We start from the raw sequence: 21582 nt of genomic DNA on the forward strand, positions 1-21582 counted from the left end.
AGGGCAAGCTCCTACAAAAAAATCGAAAGAACCAACATGGCCTCCAAAGGATTTTTCAACGCGTTTGCCGATGTGTGGATGCACGAAGGTGTGCGCACGCCCATGGTCGATTACTGCGGTGCACTGGGCCACATCTCGCCCACCGACCTGGGCATCAAGGCCGCCCGCGAAGCTTTGAAGCGCGCAGGCATTGCCCCCACCGACATCGGCTCGGTCATCACCGGCAACATGGCCCCTGGCGACTTTGACCAGTTCTTTTTGCCCCGCCACATCGGTCTGTACGCCGGTGTGCCGCCAGAAGTCCCTGCCATCATGACCCAGCGCATTTGCGGCACCGGCTTTGAACTGTTTCGCCAAGCGGGTGAGCAGATCGAAGCGGGCGTGTGCGATGCGGCGCTGGTGGTCGGCACCGAGAGCATGACGCGCAACCCGATTGCGGCCTTTGACCACCGCACCGGCTTCAAGCTGGGCGCGCCCGTGGGCTTCAAGGACTACATGTGGGAAGCACTGAAAGACCCGGCCGCTGGCATCAACATGATCCAGACGGCCGAGAACCTGGCCAAGAAATACAACATCACCCGCGAAGAAGTGGACCAATTCGCGTCAGACTCGTTTGCCAAGGCCGTGGCGGCGCAAGCTGCCGGTTTCCATGCGGGCGAAATCGTGCCTGTGGTCACCGAAAAGTTTGAACTCGACGGCTACAAAGCCCGTGGCATCAAATTGCAAGGCAAGCTCACCGAAGTGGCCACCGACACGCACCCCCGCATCTCGCCCCCCGAGGTGCTGGCCAAACTCAAATCCGTCTACGAAGGCGGCGTGCAAACAGGTGGCAACAGCTCAGCCTTGGTCGATGCAGCGGCTGCTTGCGTGGTCACCTCTGGCTCTTTTGCCAAAGCACAAGGCAAAAAGCCGCTGGCCCGCGTGGTCGCCGCCGCCGCTGTGGGCGTGCCGCCCGAAATCATGGGCATTGGCCCGGCCCCGGCAATCCGTTTGTTGCTGGAACGCACCGGCCTCACTCTGGAGCAGATTGGCCGCTTCGAAATCAACGAAGCCCAAGGCGCGCAGACGCTGGCCGTGGGCCGCGAGCTGGGCCTTGACTTGGCCAAGCTCAACGTCAACGGCGGCGCGATTGCGCTGGGCCATCCGCTGGCCGCGACGGGCGTGCGCCTGACGATCACGCTGGCGCGTGAACTCCAGCGCTCCGGCTTGCGCTATGGCATCTCGAGCGCCTGCGTGGGTGGCGGTCAGGGCATTGCGCTCTTGATCGAAAACCCGGAAGGCAAGTGAACTGAATTTGTAGGTCGGTGGCTTCAGCCCCGACAAGTCCCCGAAACGTCGGAGCTGAAGCTCCGACCTACTCTAAAAAAGGTACTGACATGAACATCCAAGGACAAGCAGCACTGGTCACCGGCGGCGGTTCCGGTTTGGGCGAGGCCACCGCACGCGAACTGGCCCGACTGGGCGCCAAGGTCGCGGTGCTCGACCTCAACATGGACAACGCCGAGCGCGTGGCCAAAGATATTTGCGCGCAATTTGGAAACGGCTGCGCCGTAGCCGTCAAATGCAATGTGAGCGATCCGGACAGCATGCAGCAGGCCATCGAGACCGCAGCCGCTGCGCACGGTCCGGCCCGCATCCTGATGCAAATTGCCGGCATTGGCTCGGCCAAGCGCGTGGTCGGCAAAGACGGCAACGCCGCTCCGCTGGAAGACTTCGCCAAGGTGATCAACGTCAACCTGATCGGCACCTACAACGCGGCCCGCCTGTTTGCCGCCGCCTGCGCCAAGCTCGACCCGATGGAAGACGGTGCACGTGGCGTGATGGTCTTCACCGCTTCGGTCGCTGCGTTCGATGGCCAGGTCGGCCAACAGGCTTACAGCGCCTCGAAGGCGGGCGTGGCAGGCATGACCCTGCCCATGGCGCGCGATTTGGCGCAACACGGCATCCGCGTTTGCACCATCGCCCCCGGTCTGTTCAAGACGCCTCTCTTGGCCAGCTTGCCCGAGCCGGTGCAGCAGTCTCTGGCGGCCAGCATCCCCTTCCCCGCACGCCTGGGCAAGCCCAGCGAATTTGCCGAGCTGGCCTGTCACATCGTGCACAACGACCACCTGAACGGCGAAGTGATTCGCTTGGACGGCGCTTTGCGCATGGCACCTCGCTGATGCCCGTTGAGCGTTCAGCGTTCAGCGTTTGGCGTTTGGCGTGAAACACAACTCGAACCTGAAACGAACACTCAACGTCCAACCCTGAACCCTGAACGCTCAACGCTCAACGTTAACGAAAAACCCATGAAAACCGTTGTTTACGAAGTGCAAGTGATGTTCGGTGACTGCGATCCCGCAGGCATCGTCTTCTTCCCCAATTTTTCCAAATGGATGGACGCCTCGTCCTTGAACTTCTTTGTGAAGTGCGGCGTACCGCCTTGGCGCGAGCTGGTCAAGACACGCGGCATCATCGGCACACCGCTGTTGGAGATCAACACCAAGTTCATCCGCCCCGCCACCTATGGCGAAACCCTGCAGGTGCACACCAGCGTGCAAGAGTGGCGCGAGAAGGTCATCGTGCACAAGCATGTGGTCATGCGTGGCGACACGGTGCTGTGCGAAGGCACCGAAGTGCGCGCTTTTTGCATCAAGCACCCCGAAGACCCGGACCGCATCAAAGCCATCCCCGTGCCCGAAGACATCAAGGCCTTGTGCTCCTGACCCGGGCATTGGCGCTGTTCAACCCTTTCGTTTTCCCCTAACCTGTGTTTTCCAACCCACCCTCCGAAGAGACAAGCATGCAACTCAAGAAAACCCTGCTGGCTTTGGCCATCACCGCCGTGTCCAGCACCGCTGCGCTGGCTGACATCAAGATCGGCGTGAGCCTGTCGCTGACCGGTCCCGGCTCCGGCCTGGGCATCCCGATGCAAAAACAGCTGCAACTGTTTCCCAAGACCCTGGGCGGTGAAAAAGTCCAGTTGATCATCTTGGACGATGCCACCGATCCCGGCAAAGGCGCAGCCAATGCCCGCCGCTTTGTGACCGAAGACAAGGTTGACCTGATCTTTGGCTCCTGCATCACCGCTGTGGCCGCGGCCATGACCGACATCGCCTCTGAAGCTGGCACGGTCCAAATCGCGGGCTCGCCCGTGGGCGTGCCACCAGGCAAAGACAAGTGGCTGTTCCGCCTGCCCCAGTCCAACACCGTGATGGGCCACGCCGTGGTTGAGCACATGAAAAAGCAGGGCGTCAAGACCGTCGGCTTTTTGGGCTACACCGACGCCTATGGCCAACAGTGGCTGGACGCGGTCGGCCCCATGCTGGACAAGGCCGGCATCAAGCTGGTGGGCACCGAGCGTTTTGCGCGCACCGACACCAGCGTGACCCCGCAAGCCCTGAAGCTGACCTCTGCCAACCCCGACGCCATGTTGGTGGTGGCCTCGGGTTCCGGCGCAGCCATGCCGCAAATGGGCCTGGTCGAGCGCGGCTACAAAGGCAAGGTCTACCAGACGCACGCTGCGGCCACGCCTGATCTGGCCCGCGTCGGCGGCAAATCGGTGGAAGGCACTTTTGTGGTCTCCGGCCCCGCGCTCTTGGGTGACCAGTTGCCCGACAACCACCCTTCCAAGAAACTGGCTCTGGACTTCGTGCAGAAGTTTGAAAAAGAGTTCGGCGCGAATTCACGCAACCAGTTCGCAGGCCATTCCTATGACTTCCAGGTGGCCACGGAAAAAGCCATTCCCCTGGCACTCAAGAAAGCCAAACCCGGCACGCCCGAGTTCCGTGCTGCCGTGCGTGACAGCCTGGAGACCATGGGCCGCACCGTGTTCGCGCACGGCGTGATGAACTGGACACCCGCTGACCACTGGGGCTACACACTGGAAACAGGCGTGATGACCAAAGTCGTTGACGGCAAGTTCAAGGTCGAATAAGACCTGACCATCGCTTGCAGGGGATCTCTTGTCAGAGCCAGCCCCTGCGAGTGAACAACGCTTTTGCACAAGACCCGCCCTGCTGGCGGAGGATGTAAGACATCTCCCGCAGGCGGTCTTGTGCAAACAGCCCAATGGCTCTTCCGTTTTTTCCCAAGGCTTTCCATGGACTTCTCCATCGCCAGCATCTTGCTGCTTGACGGTGTCACCAACGGTGCGATCTATGCCCTGCTCGGGCTGGCCACTGTGCTGGTCTTCACCGTCACCCGCGTGATCTTCATCCCGCAAGGCGAATTTGTCGCCTACGGCGCTTTGACCCTCGCCATGCTGCAAACCGGCAAGACGCCCGGCACGGTCTGGCTGCTGCTGATCCTGGCCGGCGTGGCCGCCTTGATGGAGTTGGTCGAGCGCTGGCGTCACCATGGCAAGCCCCTGCGCGCACTGCGCGCAGCCTTGAAGACTTTGGTGTTTCCGGTGATCGTGTCCGTGCTGGCCATCTGGGCAGCGCCGCAAATGTTTCCGCTGTGGTCGCAGGCCTTGCTGAGCGTGGCCATCGTTACCGCATTCGGCCCGCTGGTCTACCGCGTGGCCTACCAGTCGCTTGAAGCTGCTACCCCTTTGGTGCTGCTGATCGTGTCGGTCGGCGTGCATTTCGCCATGACCGGTCTGGGCCTGCTGTTCTTTGGCGCAGAAGGCTTTCGCAACCCGCCGTTCTGGGACGAGCGTTTTGCCCTCGGCCCCGTCATGCTCTCGGGTCAGACCGTGATCATCTTCGGCGTCTCGCTGGCCCTGATCGTGTTGCTGTGGCTTTACTTTGAGCGCTCCTTGCGCGGTAAAGCCTTGCGCGCCACCGCCGTCAACCGCACCGGCGCACGCCTGATGGGCATCTCCAGCCACACCTCTGGCCAGTTGACCTTCCTCATGGCCGCCCTGATCGGGGCCTTGTCGGGTCTGCTCATTGGCCCCACCACCACCGTGTTTTACGACTCGGGCTTTTTGATCGGCCTCAAAGGTTTTGTGGCCGCCGTCATTGGCGGTCTGGCCAGCTACCCTGGTGCCTTGGTGGGTGCCCTGTTCGTGGGCATCGTGGAAGCGTTTGGCGCTTTCTGGGCCAGCGCCTTCAAAGAGGTGATCGTCTTCACCCTCATCTTGCCCATCCTCCTCGTGCGCTCCTTGCGCAGTGGCCATTCGGACGAGGAACACTGACATGAACAAACAAAAACTCTCCATCTGGCTGCTTGCTGCAGCGGTCCCGCTGATCGCGCTGGCCCCGCTGCCCGACTTCTGGATCGCCCAGCTCAACTACATCGGCCTTTACGCCCTGGTCTGTCTGGGCCTGGTGCTGCTGACCGGCGTGGGCGGCCTGACCTCTTTCGGGCAAGCGGCCTTTGTGGGCATTGGTGCCTACACCACCGCCTGGCTCACGCTGAACACCGGCATGTCGCCCTGGCTGACCCTGTTTGTGGGCCTGGGCCTGACCGCCGCCAGCGCGCTGCTGGTGGGTTTCATCACGCTGCGCATGTCAGGCCACTACCTGCCACTGGCCACCATCGCCTGGGGCCTGGCCCTGTATTACCTGATGGGCAATCTGGACGCACTGGGCAAATACGACGGCCTGCTGGGCCTCAAAAGCCTGTCGATCCCATGGATGAACGGCAGCATCGACATCGGCCAGGGACGCCTGTTCTTTGTGCTGACCTGGGCCATCCTGATCGCAGGTGCTGTGGCCCTGCTCAACCTGCTGGATTCGCGTCCGGGCCGGGCGATTCGCTCGCTCAAGGGGGGCTCGCAAATGGCCGAGGCCATGGGCATCAGCACCTTCCGCTACAAAGTCACGATCTTCGTCATCGCGGCCCTGTTCGCTTCGGTGGCGGGCTGGTTGTTGGCACACTTTCAGCGCACCGTCAACCCCTCGGCCTTTGGCCTGAAGATGGGCATCGAGTACCTGTTCATGGCCGTGATCGGCGGCGTGGGCCATGTCTGGGGTGCCATCGTGGGGGCTGCCCTGATCAAACTGCTGGACGATTACCTGCAAGTGGCCTTGCCCGCACTGATCGGCACCAGCGGCAGCTACGAAGTCATCGTGTTCGGCGTGGCCATGGTGCTGGTGCTCAAGTACTTGCCCGATGGCCTGTGGTCGGTGGTGGCACGCAAGCTGCCCAAAGCACCGCGCCACGTCGACTGGCAAAACGCCGCCGAATTGCCAGCGCGCAGCAAACCGGCCATGGGCGATGTGGTGCTCAAAGTGGACAAAATCCGCAAGCAATTTGGCGGTCTGGTGGCGGTCAACGACATCAGCTTTGACATCGGTGCCGGGCAAATCGTCGGCCTGATCGGCCCCAACGGTGCAGGCAAGTCCACCACTTTCAACCTGATCACCGGCGTGCTGTCCAAAACCAGCGGCCAGGTGCTGTTTCGCGGCCAGGACATCAGCGCCCTGCCTTCACGCGACATCTCGCGCCAAGGCATGGCCCGCACCTTCCAGCACGTCAAGATGATCCCTGACATGACCGTGCTCGAAAACGTGGCGCTGGGGGCTTACACCCGAGGCAGCAGTGGCGTGGTCTCTTCGATGCTGCGCACCAACAAATCCGAAGAGCAGCGCATGATGAAGGAAGCCCAGCGCCAGCTCGAGCGCATCGGCATGGGGGCCTATCTGCACGAACAAGCTGGCAACCTGGCCATGGGGCCGCAACGCCTGATGGAAATCGCGCGCGCCCTGTGCTGCGACCCGGCCTTGCTGCTGCTGGACGAGCCCGCTGCTGGCCTGCGCCACAAGGAAAAACAAGGCCTGGCCGCCGTGCTGCGCCAACTGCAAGGTGAAGGCATGAGCATCTTGCTGGTCGAACACGACATGGACCTGGTGATGGACGTGTGCGATCACCTGGTGGTGATGGAATTTGGCACCTTGCTCACACGCGGCACGCCCGCCGAAGTGCAGGCCAACCCCGCTGTGCGCGCCGCTTATCTGGGAACGGAACACTGACATGAGCACCCCATTATTGAAAGTCACCGACCTGCGCGCAGGCTACGGCAAAGCCGAAGTGCTGCATGGCCTGAGCCTGCAAGCAGCCAAAGGCAGTGTCATCACCGTCATCGGCCCCAATGGGGCGGGCAAGTCCACCTTGCTCAACTCGTTGATGGGCATCCTGCCTGCCAAGGGGCTGATCGAATTCGACGGTCAGTCCATCAACGACTTGACGCTCGAAGAACGCGTGATGCAGGGCATCGCCCTGGTGCCCGAGAAGCGCGAGCTGTTTGGCACCATGAGCGTGGAAGACAACCTGGTGCTGGGCGGCTACCGCCAAATGCGCCTGGGCAACGCGCAGTGGCGCAGCCGCATGGACGACGTGTTCGACCTGTTCCCCCGCCTCAAAGAGCGCCGCCTGCAAGAAGCTGGCACGCTGTCGGGCGGTGAACGCCAAATGCTGGCCGTGGGCCGCTCGCTGATGTCGCGCCCAGCCCTGCTGATGCTGGACGAACCCAGCCTGGGCCTGGCCCCGCTGATCGTGAAGGAAATTTTTTCCATCATCGAGACCCTGCGAAAAACCGGCGTGACCATCGTGCTGGTGGAACAAAACGCCCGCGCCGCGTTGGCCGTGGCCGACGAGGGCTATGTGCTGGAGATGGGCGAAATCGGCCTGCACGGCCAAGCCGCTGACCTGGCCCAAGACCCCCGCGTGATCGACACCTATCTGGGTGCGGCGAAGAAAGGTTGAGCGTTTTTCGTTGAGCGTTGAGGGTTGAGGGTTGAGAGTTCAGCGTCATGAGTTGACCTTTGCTCAGCACTTGTAGGACTCTTATCACCTGACCCCAACGCTCAACGCCAAACGCTCAACGCCCAACGCCCAACGCCCAACGCCCAACGCTCAACCCGAAACGCCCCATGAACGCCTACCAACCCCGCACCGACGACATGCAGTTTGTGTTGTCCCGCGTTTTGAACGCGCCCGCCCAACTGCAAGCCCTGCCCACCTTTGCCGAGGTGGATCCGGATCTGATGCAACAAGTGCTCGACGAAGCGGGCAAGTTCGTGGGCGAGGTGATCGCCCCGCTCAACCGCGATGGCGACGAAATCGGCGCGCAATGGCAAGACGGCGCCGTCACCATGCCGCCGGGCTTCAAGGCCGCTTATCAAGCCTTCTGGCAATCGGGCTGGCCCGCCTTGGCCGCCAGCGCCGAAGACGGCGGTCAGGGCCTGCCCAGCGTGCTCGAAGCCATGCTGTACGAAATGCTGTCCGCTGCCAACCACGGCTGGACCATGGCCCCCGGCCTGCTCCACGGCGCATACGAGTGCATCAAACACCACGCCAGCGACGAACTCAAAGCGCAATATTTGGAGAAAGTCGCCACCGGCGAATGGCTGGCCACCATGTGCCTGACCGAGCCGCATGCCGGCTCTGACCTAGGCCTGGCCCGCACCAAGGCCGTGCCCCTGCCCGACGGCCGCTACGCCGTCAGCGGCACCAAGATTTTCATTTCGGGCGGCGAACACGACCTGACCGACAACATCGTGCACCTGGTGCTGGCCCGGCTGCCTGACGCGCCCCCCGGCCCCAAAGGCCTGTCGCTGTTCCTCGTGCCCAAGTTCTACCCGGACGGCTCGCGCAGCCGCGTGCACTGCGACCGCATCGAAGAAAAAATGGGCCTGCACGGCAGCCCCACTTGCGTGATGCGCTTTGACGATGCGGTCTCTTCCATAGTGGGCGAGCCTGGCAAGGGCTTGAACGCGATGTTCGTCATGATGAACGCTGCCCGCCTGCACGTGGCCCTGCAAGGCATCGGCCTCTTGGACGCCGCCTGGCAAAAGGCCGATGCCTACTCACAAGAGCGCCGCCAAATGCGCGCGCCCGGCAAAGGCAAGAGCGCTGGCGAAGCCGACCTGATTGGCGAGCACCCCGCCATGCGCCGCATTCTGGACACGCAACGCGCCTGGGTCGATGCCGGTCGCGTGCTGGCCTACCGCACCGCGCTCGAACTCGACCTGATCAAACACAGCCAAGATGCCGACACCCAAGCCGCAGCCCAGCGCTGGTGCGCCTTGGTCACGCCGGTCATGAAATCGGTCTTCACCCACCAGGCCTTCCATGGCGGCAGCGACTGCCTGCAGGTGTTTGGCGGCCACGGTTATGTGCGCGAATGGGGCATCGAGCAGATCGTGCGCGACGCCCGCGTGGCCATGATCTACGAAGGCACCAACGAGATTCAGGCGATCGACCTGCTGGTGCGCAAAGTGCTGGCCGATGGCGGCACCGGTATGAACGCGCTGCTGGACACCATCGCGGCCGACTTGCCACAAGGCACCAAAGCCAGCACATCGGCCCAAGCCCGCATCCAGACCCTGCGCGCCGTGACCGAGCAGATCGTCAAGGCCGCGCCGCAAGACGCCGCCCTGGCCTTCCGTGTGGCCGACGACTACCTGCGTGCCGTGGCCCTGGTGCTGATGGACTGGGCCTGGCTGCGGATTGAAGCGGGCGTGGATGCCAACACCCCGAATGCCGATGCACGCTGGCTGGCCCCCGCCAAGGCCTTGCGCAGCTGGGTGTTGCCCGAATTCCAGATGCGCACCTTCATCATCGTGCAGCAATGCACGGCGGCGGCTTGATCGCGCTCGCCATGCCCAGTTCGCAGACTCGACCCGCCCGCAAACCCGCCGCCACAAGGGGCGAAGCGCCGCCCAGCGCTGCCAAAAATCAGGCCATTGCCGAATCAGACGCAGCGGGTGCCGCCCCAGCCAATGGCTCCTCGGTGGCCGCTGTTGACAAGGTCGACACCGCTTACCTGCAATCCCTGATGGGCTACAACGCAAGGCGGGCAGCGCTGAGCATCATCGAGCTGTTCCTGCAAAGACTGGCACCTTATGGCCTGAAGCCGGTGGACTTCTCGGTCATGTCCACCATCCACCACAACCCGGGCGTGACCTCGCGGCAGTTGTGCGCGGCCTTGAACCTGCTGCCGCCCAATCTCGTGGGGCTGATCCAGTCACTGGAGACACGCGGCCTGATCGAGCGCAAACCCCATCCCCACGATGGCCGTGCGGTGGGCCTGCACGCCACAGCGCAAGGGCAGGCCCTGATGGTGCAAGCGGAGCAGACGGCCAGCGATCTGGAAATCGAAAAGACCGCCAATCTCACCCCGGCGCAGCGCAAGACCCTGCTCACGCTGCTGCAAAAGATTTACCTCTGAATCACGCCTTGGCACACCGCCAGGGCCATGCGTTGACATCCCAGAAAAAAAAGGCTTGCCCGCTTTCGCAGGCACGCCTTTGAACTTGCAAAGCCCGGGCTTAACGACCTGTGGCGCGTTCAGCCAAAAAGATTTCAATGCGGCGGTTGCGCGCACGACCCGCCTCTGTGCTGTTGTCGGCAATCGGCTCGCGCTCGCCGCGGCCGTCGATGGCAATGCGGTTCACACTCACGCCACGACCCACCAAATAGTCACGCGCACTTTGAGCACGGTTCACCGACAAAGGGTTGTTGATCGCGTCACTGCCGGTGTTGTCGGTGTGCCCCACAATGCGCACCTCCATGGAAGGCTGCTGGTTCAAACCTTGCGCAAACTGGTCCAGGATGGGCATCAGGCGCGGCTGAATATCGTGACGGCCTGTGGCAAACGAGATGTCATTCGGAATGCTCAGCTTGAGCTGGTTGTCGGCGGTTTGTGTGACCACGGTGCCGGTGCCGGCAGTGGCCTGCTCCATGGCGCGCTTTTTGTCTTCCATGTTCTTGGACCAGATGTAGCCGCCCAGAGCGCCCAAGCCTGCGCCGATGGCCGTGGATTTGCTGTCGCGCCCGAGAACCTGCCCGGCCACCGCGCCAATCAAAGCGCCGGTACCCGCACCCTTTTGTTCCTGGGTGGCTGTGGCGCAGCCGGTCAACAACACGGCCACGGCGCATGTGGCAACACCCAGGTGGGTCAAAAAAGTATGGGGGGTGGTCATGGCAGTTCCTTCTAGTTGATTGATACCCCATCAAATTTACCCCACTCCAACCACGCTGACCGTATGCCAAATCACATCAATTGAAAGCAATCGTTTCAACAGCCAAGTCAAGGCAACAAAAACAGCACCCACAGCCACGACAGAGGTGGACCGCCAAGACCATGACAAACACTTGCGCTTTGTAACCTCACGATTCAGCGATTCCATGGGTGACAGTCGACTCCGTCCAAATCTGCCAAGATCAGTAATTTGGATCACTGGACAAACTCGTATGCACCTTACACAGCTTCCCCAAGACGCGCACCAGGCCCTGCTGATCGGCCGTTTGTGGATACCCAGCCAAGGCGCTTTTGTGGTGGCCGTCACGCCGCAAGACGTGCTGGACCTGTCGGGCCTGGCCGCCACATCCAGCGGCTTGCTGGAACTGCCCGATGTGGCCGCTCAAGTGCGTTCTTTTGTGGCATCTGGGCAAGCGCTGCCCTTGGCCCGCACCGCCGAGGCCTTGGCCAACAGCGACGAGACGCAGCGCAAGCCCGACCAGCCTTGGTTCATGGCCCCCTGCGATTTGCAGGCCGTCAAGGCTGCAGGCGTGACCTTTGTGGCCAGCATGCTCGAACGCGTGATCGAAGAGCAGGCCCGGGGCGACGCCAGCCGCGCCGAGGCCGTGCGCCAAGCGGTGGTGGCCGTGATTGGCGACAACCTGCGCAGCGTGAAACCCGGTTCGCCCGAATCGGCCAAGCTCAAGGAGGTGCTGCTCGCCCAAGGCATGTGGTCGCAATACCTGGAAGTGGGCATCGGGCCAGACGCCGAAATTTTCACCAAAGCGCAACCCATGAGCGCGGTCGGCCCCGGTGCCCTGGTGGGCATCCACCCGGGCAGCCAATGGAACAACCCCGAGCCCGAAATCGTGCTGGCCGCCAATTCACGCGGTGAGGTGGTGGGTGCCACCTTGGGCAACGACGTGAACTTGCGCGACTTTGAAGGCCGCAGTGCTTTGCTGCTGGGCAAAGCCAAAGACAACAACGCCAGCTGCGCCATCGGCCCCTTCATCCGGCTGTTTGACGCGCACTTTGGCATCGACGACGTGCGCCAGTGCGAGCTGAGTCTGAAAGTGCAAGGCACCGAAGGCTTTGTGATGCAAGGCAGCAGCGCGCTCAGCCAGATCAGCCGCGACCCGCTGGACCTGGCGGGCCAGGCCATGGGCCCATACCACCAGTACCCGGACGGCATGATGCTGTTTTTGGGCACCATGTTTGCCCCCACCCAAGACCGCCACGGCCCCGGCCAGGGCTTCACCCATGTGGTGGGCGATGTGGTGAGCATCTCCACCCCGCAGCTGGGCACTCTGGTCAACCAGGTCACCACCTCGGACCAGGCACCGGCCTGGACTTATGGCGTGGGTGCGCTGATGCGCGATCTGGCGCGGCGACAGTGAAGGGGCTCTTGACCCGGCCCATGACGATGCCCCCTCGCCGGGCTGCGCGCCCGCAAGCAACCATGGCCTTGCGGCGGCTGGCATAATTTTGGGTTTTCCACCTCCCGGCAGGCCACACGCGCCGCCGGGCTTTTTTGACAGAAAGCCGTTCATGAACACCACCCCCTCCGGCCTGCAATACGAAGACACCGTTGTTGGCGAAGGCGCCGAGGCCAGCAAAGGCCAGGACGTCACCGTGCATTACACCGGCTGGCTTTACAAAGACGGCCAGCAAGGGGCCAAGTTCGATTCGAGCCGTGATCGCCGTGACCCGTTTGTGTTTCCGCTGGGCGCAGGCATGGTCATCAAGGGCTGGGACGAAGGCGTGGCCGGCATGAAGGTGGGCGGTCAGCGCACCTTGATCATCCCGTCCGAGCTGGGCTATGGTGCCCGTGGCGCTGGCGGCGTGATACCGCCCAACGCCACCTTGAAATTTGACGTCGAATTGCTGGCCCTGAGCTGATCTGCGGCGGCACATCCCGGGACAACCCGCCGTTTGGCGGGTTTTTTCTGCCCCCATGCGCCCCGTGCAGGCTGCACACACCCCTTGAAGCCCGAAACAACGCCCCTATTTAGAAGGGGTATTCATTTTTTGCGGACATTGTTCATGTCAGAAGCCACACAAAACCCCCATCCACAACCCCTGAGTGACGAAGAATTGGCCGCAGCCGCCGCCATGACCTCCACCGATCCACTGGCAGACGCCTTGGCCGATGTGGCCAACCTGAAGGCACAAAACGCCGATTTGGCCGACCAGTACCTGCGCGCCCAAGCCGATGTGCAAAACGCCCGCCGCCGTGCCGACGACGAGATCGCCAAGGCCCGCAAGTTCGCGGTCGAGGGCTTTGCCGACAGCTTGCTGCCCGTGCTGGACAGTCTGGAAGCGGGCTTGGCCATCCCCAACGTGACCCTTGAGCAAATGCGCGAAGGCTCTGAAGCCACATTGCGGCAGCTCAAAAGCGCGCTGGAGCGCAACAAAGTGCTCGAAATTGCCCCGCCCGCCGGGACCAAGTTCGACCCGCACCACCACCAAGCCATCAGCGTGGTGCCTGCAGAGCAGGAAGCCAACACCGTGGTCAGCGTGTTGCAAAAGGGCTACTCCATTGCCGACCGCGTGCTGCGCCCGGCCTTGGTGACGGTCACCGCGCCCAAATAAACAAAACCCTTTTTTGGCGTAAGGGGACTTGAAAAGTGCCCCGCCCGCCTCAACTGCAAAACATCTGTACTTTTACTTAATTTCGGAGCATCAAAATGGGAAGAATCATCGGTATTGACTTGGGCACCACCAACTCGTGCGTGGCCATCATGGAAGGCAACACGACCAAAGTGATCGAAAACGCCGAAGGCGCTCGCACCACCCCGTCGATCATTGCGTACCAAGAAGACGGCGAAATCCTGGTCGGCGCATCGGCCAAGCGCCAGGCGGTCACCAACCCCCGCAACACCCTCTACGCGGTCAAGCGTCTGATCGGTCGCAAGTTCAGCGAAAAAGAAGTCCAAAAAGACATCGACTTGATGCCTTACACCATTGCCAAAGCCGACAACGGCGACGCCTGGGTGGAAGTGCGTGGCAACAAGTTGGCCCCGCCTCAAATCAGCGCTGAAATTCTGCGCAAGATGAAGAAAACCGCCGAAGACTACCTCGGCGAAGAGGTGACCGAGGCCGTGATCACGGTGCCCGCTTACTTCAACGACGCACAGCGTCAGGCCACCAAAGACGCTGGCCGCATTGCCGGTCTGGACGTCAAGCGCATCATCAACGAGCCCACCGCAGCGGCCCTGGCTTTTGGCCTGGACAAGCAAGAAAAGGGTGACCGCAAAATCGCGGTGTATGACCTGGGTGGCGGCACGTTTGACGTGTCCATCATCGAAATCGCCGACGTGGACGGCGAAAAGCAATTCGAAGTGTTGTCCACCAACGGTGACACGTTCCTGGGCGGCGAAGACTTCGACCAGCGCATCATCGACTTCATCATCACCGAGTTCAAGAAAGAATCCGGTGTGGATCTGGCCAAAGACGTGCTGGCCTTGCAACGCCTGAAAGAAGCCGCTGAAAAAGCCAAGATCGAGCTGTCCAGCTCGGCCTCGACCGATGTCAACCTGCCTTACATCACCGCAGACGCGACCGGCCCCAAGCACCTGAACGTCAAGCTGACCCGCGCCAAGCTGGAGCAGCTGGTTGAGGAATTGATCGAGCGCACCATCGCCCCTTGCCGCATGGCCATCAAGGACGCTGGCGTGTCGGTGTCTGACATCGACGACATCATTTTGGTCGGCGGCATGTCCCGCATGCCCAAGGTGCAAGAGAAGGTCAAGGAGTTCTTCGGCAAGGAGCCACGCAAAGACGTGAACCCCGACGAAGCCGTGGCCGTGGGCGCTGCGATCCAGGGCCAAGTGTTGTCCGGCGACCGCACCGACGTGCTGCTGCTCGACGTGACCCCTTTGTCTTTGGGCATCGAGACCATGGGCGGTGTCATGACCAAGATGATCACCAAGAACACCACGATCCCGACCAAGTTTGCACAGACTTTCTCGACCGCCGAAGACAACCAGCCTGCGGTGACGATCAAGGTGTTCCAGGGCGAGCGCGAGATTGCCAGTGGCAACAAGTTGCTGGGCGAGTTCAACCTCGAAGGCATCCCACCCGCATCGCGCGGCACGCCCCAGATCGAGGTGTCTTTTGACATCGACGCCAACGGCATCTTGCATGTGGGTGCCAAAGACAAAGGCACCGGCAAAGAAAACAAGATCACCATCAAAGCCAACTCCGGTCTGTCCGAAGCCGAAATTCAGCAAATGGTGAAAGACGCCGAGCTGAACGCCGAAGAAGACAAGAAAAAGCTCGAACTGGTGCAAGCCCGCAACGCCGGTGAAGCCGCTGTGCACAGCGTCAAGAAGAGCCTGACCGAGCACGGCGACAAGATCGAAGCGGCTGAAAAAGAAGCCATCGAAGCGGCCACCAAGGCGTTGGAAGAAGTTTTGAAGGGCGAAGACAAAGCCGACATCGAAGCCAAAACCGAAGCCCTGATGACCGCCAGCCAGAAGCTGGGCGAAAAGGTCTACGCCGAGATGCAAGCCCAGCAAGCCGCTGCGGGTGCAGGCGCGGCCGGTGCCGAAGCCAAGCCCCAAGACGACAACGTCGTGGACGCGGAAGTCAAGGAAGTCAAAAAGGGCTGACCCGTTCAGCGGACAGCGTTGAGCGTTCAGCGTGCGGAATTACCGCGACCTGCTGGCCTGGCAAGTTTCTTTTGAGCTTGCCAGGCTTGTCTACGAACTGACCGAGTCTTTTCCCAAACACGAAGTTTTTGGGCTCACAGCGCAGATGCGCCGAGCCGCTGTGTCGATACCCAGCAATTTGGCTGAAGGCGCAGGTCGTGGTGGCAAAAAGGACTTCGCGCACTTCGTCACCATGGGCAGGGCTTCGCTCAACGAACTTGAAACTCAGCTTTTACTGGCTCAAGCATTGGGTTACTGCGAATTGACCGATGCACTGCAGCAACAGATCGAGCGCTTGTTTGCGCTCTTGAACGGTTTACGGAATTCGCTTAACGCTCAACGCTCAACACAAAACGAACATGGCTAAACGAGATTTTTACGAAGTGCTGGGCGTTGCCAAAAACGCCTCAGACGAAGACATCAAAAAGGCTTATCGCAAGCTGGCGATGAAGTACCACCCTGACCGCAACCAGGGTGAAGACGCCAAAGCCAAAGAAGCCGAAGCCAAATTCAAGGAGGTCAAAGAGGCCTACGAGATGCTGTCGGACGCACAAAAACGTGCGGCCTACGACCAGCACGGCCACGCCGGTGTTGACCCCAATATGCGCGGCGGCGCCGAAGGTTTTGGCGGTTTCGGTGACGCGTTTGGCGACATCTTTGGTGACATCTTTGGGGGCCAAGGCCGTGGCGGTCGCGGTGGTGGACGACAGGTTTTCCGCGGTGCCGACCTGAGCTACGCGATGGAAATCACGCTCGAAGAAGCGGCCAACGGCAAGGACTCGCAGTTGCGCATTCCAAGCTGGGACGCCTGCGACACCTGCAGCGGCACCGGTGCCAAGCCCGGCACCAGCGCCAAGACCTGCTCGACCTGCCATGGTCAAGGCCAGGTACAAATGCGCCAGGGCTTTTTCAGCGTGCAACAAACCTGCCCCACCTGCCGTGGGACGGGCAAGATCATTCCCGACCCTTGTGGCACTTGCCACGGGCAAGGCAAGCTCAAGAAGCAAAAGACGCTGGAAGTCAAAATCCCGGCCGGTATCGACGACGGCATGCGCATCCGCAGTGCCGGCAACGGCGAGCCGGGCACCAACGGCGGGCCACCTGGTGATTTGTTCATTGAGATTCGCCTGAAAAAACACGACATCTTCGAGCGCGATGGCGACGACCTGCATTGCGCAGTGCCGATCAGCTTTTCCAAAGCGGCTTTGGGTGGCGAGATCGAGGTGCCGACCTTGGGCGGCAAAGCGGCGATCGACATTCCCGAAGGCACCCAGACGGGCAAGCAGTTCCGCTTGCGCGGCAAGGGCATCAAGGGCGTGCGCGGCAGCTATCCGGGTGATCTGTATTGCCACATCACGGTGGAAACACCGGTCAAACTCACAGAGCACCAAAAAAAGCTGCTCAAGGAGTTTGAAGAGTCCCTGACCAAGGGCGGCGGCAAGCACCAGCCCAGCGGCGAGAGCTGGACGGACAAGCTCAAAGGTTTCTTCGGAGCCTGACGCGTCAGCAAACCCGCTAGGCAGTGCGAGAGGGGCTGCGGCGGGTTCCTCATGGCGGGTACGCAAAAATCGTCACCCGCCGCAACCCCTCTCCCACTTCGGGCTGACTGGGTAACAACTCGAACTTGACCGTGGTCTCACTTGAGGCCTGCCCATGCGAAGACATTCGTAAAACGGGGCTTCTGCCCCCGGTTTGACCCAAGTCAAACCCAACTTCCGCATTTGGCATGACCATGGCGGCATGAGCGCCACCATCACCTTCCTCGGCGGAGCCGACACCGTCACCGGCTCCAAATACCTGATCGAGCACAACCAGAAACGGTTGTTGGTCGATTGCGGTCTTTTTCAGGGTTACAAGCAGCTGCGCTTGCGCAACTGGAGCCCCCTGCCCGCGAACCCGGCACACATCGATGCGGTGGTACTGACCCATGCGCACCTGGACCACAGCGGGTATTTGCCTTTGCTGGTGAAAAACGGCTTTCGGGGCCGGGTGCATGCCACCGCAGCCACGTGCGATCTGGCCAGCATCTTGCTGCCCGACAGCGGGCACATCCAGGAAGAAGACGCGTTTTTCGCGAACCGCCACGGCTTTTCCAAACACGCCCCGGCCCTGCCGCTTTACACCAAGCAAGAGGCCATCCAGAGCCTCAAGCAATTGCACGCGGAACAGCAGGGCCAGTGGTTCGAGCCCATCCGCGGCTGGAAAGCCCGCTTTCAGCCAGCGGGTCACATTCTGGGCGCAGCCAGTTTGCTGCTCGATGTCGGCGGGCGGCGCGTCCTGTTTTCTGGCGATCTGGGTCGCCCCGACGACCCGCTGATGAACCCACCCGAGCCGCCACCACAGGCCGACACGGTCCTGATTGAATCGACGTACGGGAATCGCCAGCACCCCAAGGAAAAGGTGTTCGAGGAACTCGGTCCCCTCCTGAAAAAACTGGCCGCACGCGGTGGCGTGGCCGTGGTGCCGGTGTTTGCGGTGGGGCGGGCGCAGGCCGTGCTGCACACCATCGCGCAACTCAAAGCCGCTGGAGAAATTCCCAAAGGCTTGCCGATTTTTCTGGACAGCCCGATGGCGATCCACACCACCGCCCTGTTTGAGCGCCACCCGGGTGAGCACCGCCTGAGTGTGCAAGAGGTGCGCAACATGGACCATGTGGCCACCATGCTGGAAACACCCGAGCAATCCAAGTCATTGGCGCGGCGGCACGGGCCGATGGTGATTTTGGCCGCCAGCGGCATGGCCACCGGCGGGCGGGTGTTGCACCACCTGGCGCAATATGCGGGTGACCACCGCAACATGATCATCTTGACGGGGTATCAGGCACCGGGCACCCGGGGCGCGACACTCGCCAGCGGTCAAAGCACCATCCGCATCCATGCGCAAGATGTGGCAGTGCGGGCCGAGGTGGCACAAATCGAATCGGCGTCGGCCCATGCCGACGCCAACCAGCTGCTGAGCTGGCTGCACAAAATGCCCAGCGCGCCGGGACAGGTGTATGTGGTGCATGGCGAGCGCGAGGCGTCTGACATGTTGCGCCAGCGCATCGAACACGAAATCAAATGGCGGGCCTTGGTGCCCGAGCATGGCTCGGTCTGGCCGCTGTAGCAGCTGGGCATCTGGCTGGGTCCATGCATGTCGGCGGCTTCAGCCCCGACATGCGGCCTGCGCCGGCATAACCAACGTCGGACCTGAAGGCACCGACTTACAAAAAACGGTCGAGCAGTTTGCGCGAATGTTTGTCCATGGACATCATGTCGCGGATCATGTACTGCACGCCGTCGGCGTCATTGATGAGCAACACCGAGCCCGTCAGGCGACGGATGTCTTCCTCACCCTTGAGCATGAACTGCGTCTCGCCCCGGTCCGTCATGACACGCCAGGTGCTGGGTGTGGCGAAACTGCTGACCTCCTGCAGTTGCAGGATCTCGGGCAAAAATTCACGCTCGTTCAGGGCCAGCAAAACCTGCTCACGCAAAGCAGGTGCGAGGGCGCTGAGGCTTTCAATCCAGAACACTTCATGGCCGTCGGCATCCATCAAAGCCACGCCGGTATCGGGGGCTGACACCGGGTAGGCTCTGAGTGCCGTGATGGGGCTGTGGCGTGCACCGTCGGGCATGACCAACACCCAGTGGCCCCAAGCGTCGCGTGCAAAATCAAACGGGGTCATGCGCTCACCTTTTGCGAAGGGGTCTCGATGCTGCCGCCCAGCACGGCTTCGGCTTCCGCTTGGCGCTGCTGGGCTTCGTACAAGCGCCAGTAAGCACCTTGCGCCTCGATCAGCGCGTCGTGCGTGCCTTCTTCCACCACCACGCCTTTGTCCATGACCACGAGCCGATCGGCCTTGCGCAAGGTGGACAGGCGGTGGGCGATGGCAATCGTGGTGCGACCGCGCACCAGGTTGTCCAGGGCACGTTGAATTTCCTTTTCGGTCTCGGTGTCCACCGCCGAGGTGGCTTCGTCCAGGATCAGGATGCGCGGGTTGATCAGCAAGGCCCGTGCAATCGAGATGCGCTGACGCTCACCGCCCGACAAGCCCTGGCCACGCTCACCCACCAGCGAGTCGTAGCCCTGCGGCATGCGCAGGATGAATTCGTGGGCATGGGCCGCACGGGCTGCGGCCACGATCTCTTCACGGGTCGCCTCGGGTTTGCCGTAGGCGATGTTGTCAGCGATCGTGCCAAAGAACAAAAACGGCTCTTGCAACACCAGACCAATTTGACGGCGGTAGTCGGCCACCTTCAACTGGCGGATGTCGGTGCCGTCGAGCTCGATGGCCCCCTCGGTCAGGTCGTAAAAGCGGCAAATCAGGTTGACCAGCGTGCTTTTGCCCGAGCCGCTGTGGCCCACCAGACCGATCATCTGACCGGGCTGGATGTCGAGGTTCAACTGCCGGATCACCGCGCGATTGCCATAGCGAAAACCAGCATCGCGCACCGTCAGGCGACCTTGCACATGCGCGGGCAAAGGCTGCGGCTGGACGGGCTCGGGCACGCTCGAGACGTGGTCCAGGATGTCGAAAATTCGCTTGGCCCCCGAAGCGGCCTTTTGCGTGTTGGACACAATGCGGCTCATGGAGTCAAGGCGGCTGTAAAAGCGCCCGATATAGGCCAAAAAGGCGGTCAGCACACCCACCGTGATTTGGTCGTCCGCCACCAGCCAGATGCCAAAACCCCAGACCACCAGCAAACCGATTTCGGTCATCAGCGTGACCGTGGGCGAAAACAGCGACCAGACCCGATTCAGGCGGTCGTTGACCTGCAGGTTGTGCTTGTTCGCGTCCTTGAAGCGCTGGGCTTCACGGTCTTCCTGCGCAAAGGCCTTGACCACCCGGATGCCCGGGATGGTGTCGGTCAACACATTGGTCACTTCGGCCCAGACGCGGTCAATCTTCTCGAAGCCCGTGCGCAGTTTTTCACGCACCACATGGATCAACCAACCGATGAAAGGCAGTGGCAGCAAGGTCACCAGCGCCAGCGTGGGGTTGATGGTGAACAAGATGATGGCCGTCATCAGGATCATCAGCACATCGGTGGCAAAGTCCAGCAGATGCAGCGACAGGAACACGTTGATGCGGTCGGTCTCGCTGCCGATGCGGGCGATCAGGTCGCCCGTGCGCCGCCCACCAAAATACTCCAGCGACAGTTTGAGCAAATGTTCATAGGTGGTGGTGCGCAGGTCGGCACCGATGCGCTCGGACACCAAGGCCAGGATGTAGGTCTTGGCCCAGCCCAGTCCCCAGGCCAGCAAGGCCGAGCCCAGCAAGCCCAACAGGTACAACGACACCACACCCGGATCGATGGCCTTGCCGTTTTGGTAAGGGATCAGGATGTCGTCCATGAGCGGCATGGTCAGGTAAGGCGGCACCAAGGTGGCTGCAGTGGCAGCGAGCGTGAGCAAAAACCCCGCCAGCAAGGACCCCTGATAAGGCCGGGCAAAGCGCCAAAGCTTGAACAGGGTCCAGGTCGACGGCGGCGTCAGGTCTTCGCGGCTGCAAGTCGGGCAGTCTTCATCGTCCTGATCCATCACGGTCTGGCAAACCGGGCAAACAGCGCCTGCCAGTCGCGTTTGCAAGGCTGCCCCTTCGGCCGTTTGCTGGCGCTGGGCCTGCTGGCCCTCGAACTGGGCCACCCAGCGCGACGCGGCGGCCTGCAGGCCGAGCGTGAAACGCCAGACCGCCAAGCGGGCATCCGGTTGTGCCAACTCCAGCATGCCCACCCCGGCGTGATCATTCAACTTCAAGCGCAAATCGCCCGTCAGGGGCCAGCTGCGCCATTTTTTTTCAGGGCCGTCAGATGATAAAACCCTCTGATCGGTCAAAATGATGCCACTTTTGACAAAGTGCAGTCCGACATCAAGGTCAACCTCCAGCCATGCTGTCGCGTTCTCCAAGGGTAAAAGCTGCGCAGTCACCTCGGCCAGCCAAGCGTCCGGGACCACCGAACGGGGCGAAACTGGGGAAGAAGATGGAATCATGAAAGTCGAACCGCAAAAATTACGGCACACCTGAAGGTCAGCCGGACAAGAAAACCACACAGA

19 protein-coding genes are annotated in these 21582 nt (G+C 61.6%); 16 read left to right on the top strand and 3 right to left on the bottom strand.

Features of this window, described 5'->3' with window-relative positions; translation table 11 throughout:
• The first annotated feature begins 36 nt into the window (after positions 1 to 36).
• The 9 genes from B9Z47_RS06840 to B9Z47_RS06880 all read left to right on the top strand — a co-directional run bounded on the left by B9Z47_RS06840 (position 37) and on the right by B9Z47_RS06880 (position 10102).
• Entirely contained in the window at positions 37 to 1287 is a 1251-nt protein-coding gene (locus B9Z47_RS06840) for a thiolase family protein (protein ID WP_108330485.1), read from the top strand.
• A gap of 89 nt (positions 1288 to 1376) precedes the next feature.
• On the top strand, positions 1377 to 2162 hold the full coding sequence (locus tag B9Z47_RS06845; protein ID WP_108330486.1) for an SDR family NAD(P)-dependent oxidoreductase: 786 nt from the start codon (positions 1377 to 1379) through the stop codon (positions 2160 to 2162).
• Positions 2163 to 2288: 126 nt separating this feature from the next.
• Positions 2289 to 2705 (top strand): thioesterase family protein, encoded by a 417-nt coding sequence (locus B9Z47_RS06850; RefSeq protein WP_108330487.1) that lies wholly within the window; start codon positions 2289 to 2291, stop codon positions 2703 to 2705.
• Between the two features lie 77 nt (positions 2706 to 2782).
• On the top strand, positions 2783 to 3916 hold the full coding sequence (locus tag B9Z47_RS06855; protein WP_108330488.1) for an ABC transporter substrate-binding protein: 1134 nt from the start codon (positions 2783 to 2785) through the stop codon (positions 3914 to 3916).
• Positions 3917 to 4081: 165 nt separating this feature from the next.
• The gene (locus tag B9Z47_RS06860) at positions 4082 to 5122 is read left to right on the top strand and encodes a branched-chain amino acid ABC transporter permease (RefSeq protein WP_108330489.1); all 1041 of its coding nucleotides are present in this window, start codon (positions 4082 to 4084) and stop codon (positions 5120 to 5122) included.
• A gap of 1 nt (position 5123) precedes the next feature.
• Positions 5124 to 6902 (top strand): ATP-binding cassette domain-containing protein, encoded by a 1779-nt coding sequence (locus B9Z47_RS06865; RefSeq protein ID WP_108330490.1) that lies wholly within the window; start codon positions 5124 to 5126, stop codon positions 6900 to 6902.
• Position 6903: 1 nt separating this feature from the next.
• Positions 6904 to 7635 (top strand): ABC transporter ATP-binding protein, encoded by a 732-nt coding sequence (locus B9Z47_RS06870; protein WP_108330491.1) that lies wholly within the window; start codon positions 6904 to 6906, stop codon positions 7633 to 7635.
• A 167-nt stretch (positions 7636 to 7802) separates the two neighbouring features.
• The gene (locus tag B9Z47_RS06875) at positions 7803 to 9521 is read left to right on the top strand and encodes an acyl-CoA dehydrogenase family protein (RefSeq protein WP_108330492.1); all 1719 of its coding nucleotides are present in this window, start codon (positions 7803 to 7805) and stop codon (positions 9519 to 9521) included.
• A gap of 11 nt (positions 9522 to 9532) precedes the next feature.
• Positions 9533 to 10102, top strand: coding sequence for a MarR family winged helix-turn-helix transcriptional regulator (locus tag B9Z47_RS06880; protein WP_108330754.1), 570 nt, complete (start codon positions 9533 to 9535; stop codon positions 10100 to 10102).
• Between the two features lie 100 nt (positions 10103 to 10202).
• Here B9Z47_RS06880 and B9Z47_RS06885 read toward each other — a convergent pair whose 3' ends face one another.
• Complete coding sequence (locus tag B9Z47_RS06885; RefSeq protein WP_108330493.1) at positions 10203 to 10856, bottom strand: OmpA family protein; 654 nt, start codon at positions 10854 to 10856, stop codon at positions 10203 to 10205.
• Between the two features lie 271 nt (positions 10857 to 11127).
• Here B9Z47_RS06885 and B9Z47_RS06890 point away from each other — a divergent pair, with 271 nt between their 5' ends.
• The 7 genes from B9Z47_RS06890 (at position 11128) to B9Z47_RS06920 (ending at position 18651) form a co-directional block, all read left to right on the top strand.
• The gene (locus B9Z47_RS06890) at positions 11128 to 12291 is read left to right on the top strand and encodes a fumarylacetoacetate hydrolase family protein (RefSeq protein ID WP_108330494.1); all 1164 of its coding nucleotides are present in this window, start codon (positions 11128 to 11130) and stop codon (positions 12289 to 12291) included.
• A gap of 151 nt (positions 12292 to 12442) precedes the next feature.
• Positions 12443 to 12793 (top strand): FKBP-type peptidyl-prolyl cis-trans isomerase, encoded by a 351-nt coding sequence (locus tag B9Z47_RS06895; RefSeq protein ID WP_108330495.1) that lies wholly within the window; start codon positions 12443 to 12445, stop codon positions 12791 to 12793.
• Positions 12794 to 12937: 144 nt separating this feature from the next.
• Entirely contained in the window at positions 12938 to 13486 is a 549-nt protein-coding gene (gene grpE, locus B9Z47_RS06900) for a nucleotide exchange factor GrpE (protein ID WP_108330496.1), read from the top strand.
• A 95-nt stretch (positions 13487 to 13581) separates the two neighbouring features.
• A complete protein-coding gene (gene dnaK / locus B9Z47_RS06905; protein ID WP_108330497.1) occupies positions 13582 to 15507 on the top strand; it encodes a molecular chaperone DnaK in 1926 nt (641 codons plus the stop codon).
• A 31-nt stretch (positions 15508 to 15538) separates the two neighbouring features.
• On the top strand, positions 15539 to 15913 hold the full coding sequence (locus B9Z47_RS06910) for a four helix bundle protein (protein ID WP_233253690.1): 375 nt from the start codon (positions 15539 to 15541) through the stop codon (positions 15911 to 15913).
• The gene (gene dnaJ, locus B9Z47_RS06915) at positions 15906 to 17045 is read left to right on the top strand and encodes a molecular chaperone DnaJ (RefSeq protein WP_108330498.1); all 1140 of its coding nucleotides are present in this window, start codon (positions 15906 to 15908) and stop codon (positions 17043 to 17045) included. Before B9Z47_RS06910 ends, dnaJ begins: the two co-directional genes overlap by 8 nt.
• A gap of 241 nt (positions 17046 to 17286) precedes the next feature.
• Entirely contained in the window at positions 17287 to 18651 is a 1365-nt protein-coding gene (locus tag B9Z47_RS06920) for an MBL fold metallo-hydrolase RNA specificity domain-containing protein (protein ID WP_108330756.1), read from the top strand.
• 97 nt (positions 18652 to 18748) lie between these two features.
• On the opposite strand, the gene B9Z47_RS06925 is transcribed toward B9Z47_RS06920, so the two are convergent.
• Together B9Z47_RS06925 and B9Z47_RS06930 are read right to left on the bottom strand one after the other, a co-directional pair.
• Positions 18749 to 19213 (bottom strand): DUF1854 domain-containing protein, encoded by a 465-nt coding sequence (locus tag B9Z47_RS06925; protein ID WP_108330499.1) that lies wholly within the window; start codon positions 19211 to 19213, stop codon positions 18749 to 18751.
• Entirely contained in the window at positions 19210 to 21519 is a 2310-nt protein-coding gene (locus B9Z47_RS06930) for an ABC transporter ATP-binding protein (protein WP_108330500.1), read from the bottom strand. Before B9Z47_RS06930 ends, B9Z47_RS06925 begins: the two co-directional genes overlap by 4 nt.
• Positions 21520 to 21582 lie beyond the last annotated feature (63 nt).

Source organism: Limnohabitans sp. 2KL-1 (genome assembly GCF_003063435.1).
Classification (GTDB): Bacteria; Pseudomonadota; Gammaproteobacteria; order Burkholderiales; family Burkholderiaceae_C; genus Limnohabitans_A.

Bases quoted from the DNA above. Each gene is read 5' to 3' on its own strand.
- B9Z47_RS06840 (WP_108330485.1), top strand. From the start codon at position 37: ATGGCCTCCAAAGGATTTTTCAACGCGTTTGCCGATGTGTGGATGCAC.
- B9Z47_RS06845 (WP_108330486.1), top strand. From the start codon at position 1,377: ATGAACATCCAAGGACAAGCAGCACTGGTCACCGGCGGCGGTTCCGGT.
- B9Z47_RS06850 (WP_108330487.1), top strand. From the start codon at position 2,289: ATGAAAACCGTTGTTTACGAAGTGCAAGTGATGTTCGGTGACTGCGAT.
- B9Z47_RS06855 (WP_108330488.1), top strand. From the start codon at position 2,783: ATGCAACTCAAGAAAACCCTGCTGGCTTTGGCCATCACCGCCGTGTCC.
- B9Z47_RS06860 (WP_108330489.1), top strand. From the start codon at position 4,082: ATGGACTTCTCCATCGCCAGCATCTTGCTGCTTGACGGTGTCACCAAC.
- B9Z47_RS06865 (WP_108330490.1), top strand. From the start codon at position 5,124: ATGAACAAACAAAAACTCTCCATCTGGCTGCTTGCTGCAGCGGTCCCG.
- B9Z47_RS06870 (WP_108330491.1), top strand. From the start codon at position 6,904: ATGAGCACCCCATTATTGAAAGTCACCGACCTGCGCGCAGGCTACGGC.
- B9Z47_RS06875 (WP_108330492.1), top strand. From the start codon at position 7,803: ATGAACGCCTACCAACCCCGCACCGACGACATGCAGTTTGTGTTGTCC.
- B9Z47_RS06880 (WP_108330754.1), top strand. From the start codon at position 9,533: ATGCCCAGTTCGCAGACTCGACCCGCCCGCAAACCCGCCGCCACAAGG.
- B9Z47_RS06885 (WP_108330493.1), bottom strand. From the start codon at position 10,856: ATGACCACCCCCCATACTTTTTTGACCCACCTGGGTGTTGCCACATGC.
- B9Z47_RS06890 (WP_108330494.1), top strand. From the start codon at position 11,128: ATGCACCTTACACAGCTTCCCCAAGACGCGCACCAGGCCCTGCTGATC.
- B9Z47_RS06895 (WP_108330495.1), top strand. From the start codon at position 12,443: ATGAACACCACCCCCTCCGGCCTGCAATACGAAGACACCGTTGTTGGC.
- grpE (WP_108330496.1), top strand. From the start codon at position 12,938: ATGTCAGAAGCCACACAAAACCCCCATCCACAACCCCTGAGTGACGAA.
- dnaK (WP_108330497.1), top strand. From the start codon at position 13,582: ATGGGAAGAATCATCGGTATTGACTTGGGCACCACCAACTCGTGCGTG.
- dnaJ (WP_108330498.1), top strand. From the start codon at position 15,906: ATGGCTAAACGAGATTTTTACGAAGTGCTGGGCGTTGCCAAAAACGCC.
- B9Z47_RS06920 (WP_108330756.1), top strand. From the start codon at position 17,287: ATGAGCGCCACCATCACCTTCCTCGGCGGAGCCGACACCGTCACCGGC.
- B9Z47_RS06925 (WP_108330499.1), bottom strand. From the start codon at position 19,213: ATGACCCCGTTTGATTTTGCACGCGACGCTTGGGGCCACTGGGTGTTG.
- B9Z47_RS06930 (WP_108330500.1), bottom strand. From the start codon at position 21,519: ATGATTCCATCTTCTTCCCCAGTTTCGCCCCGTTCGGTGGTCCCGGAC.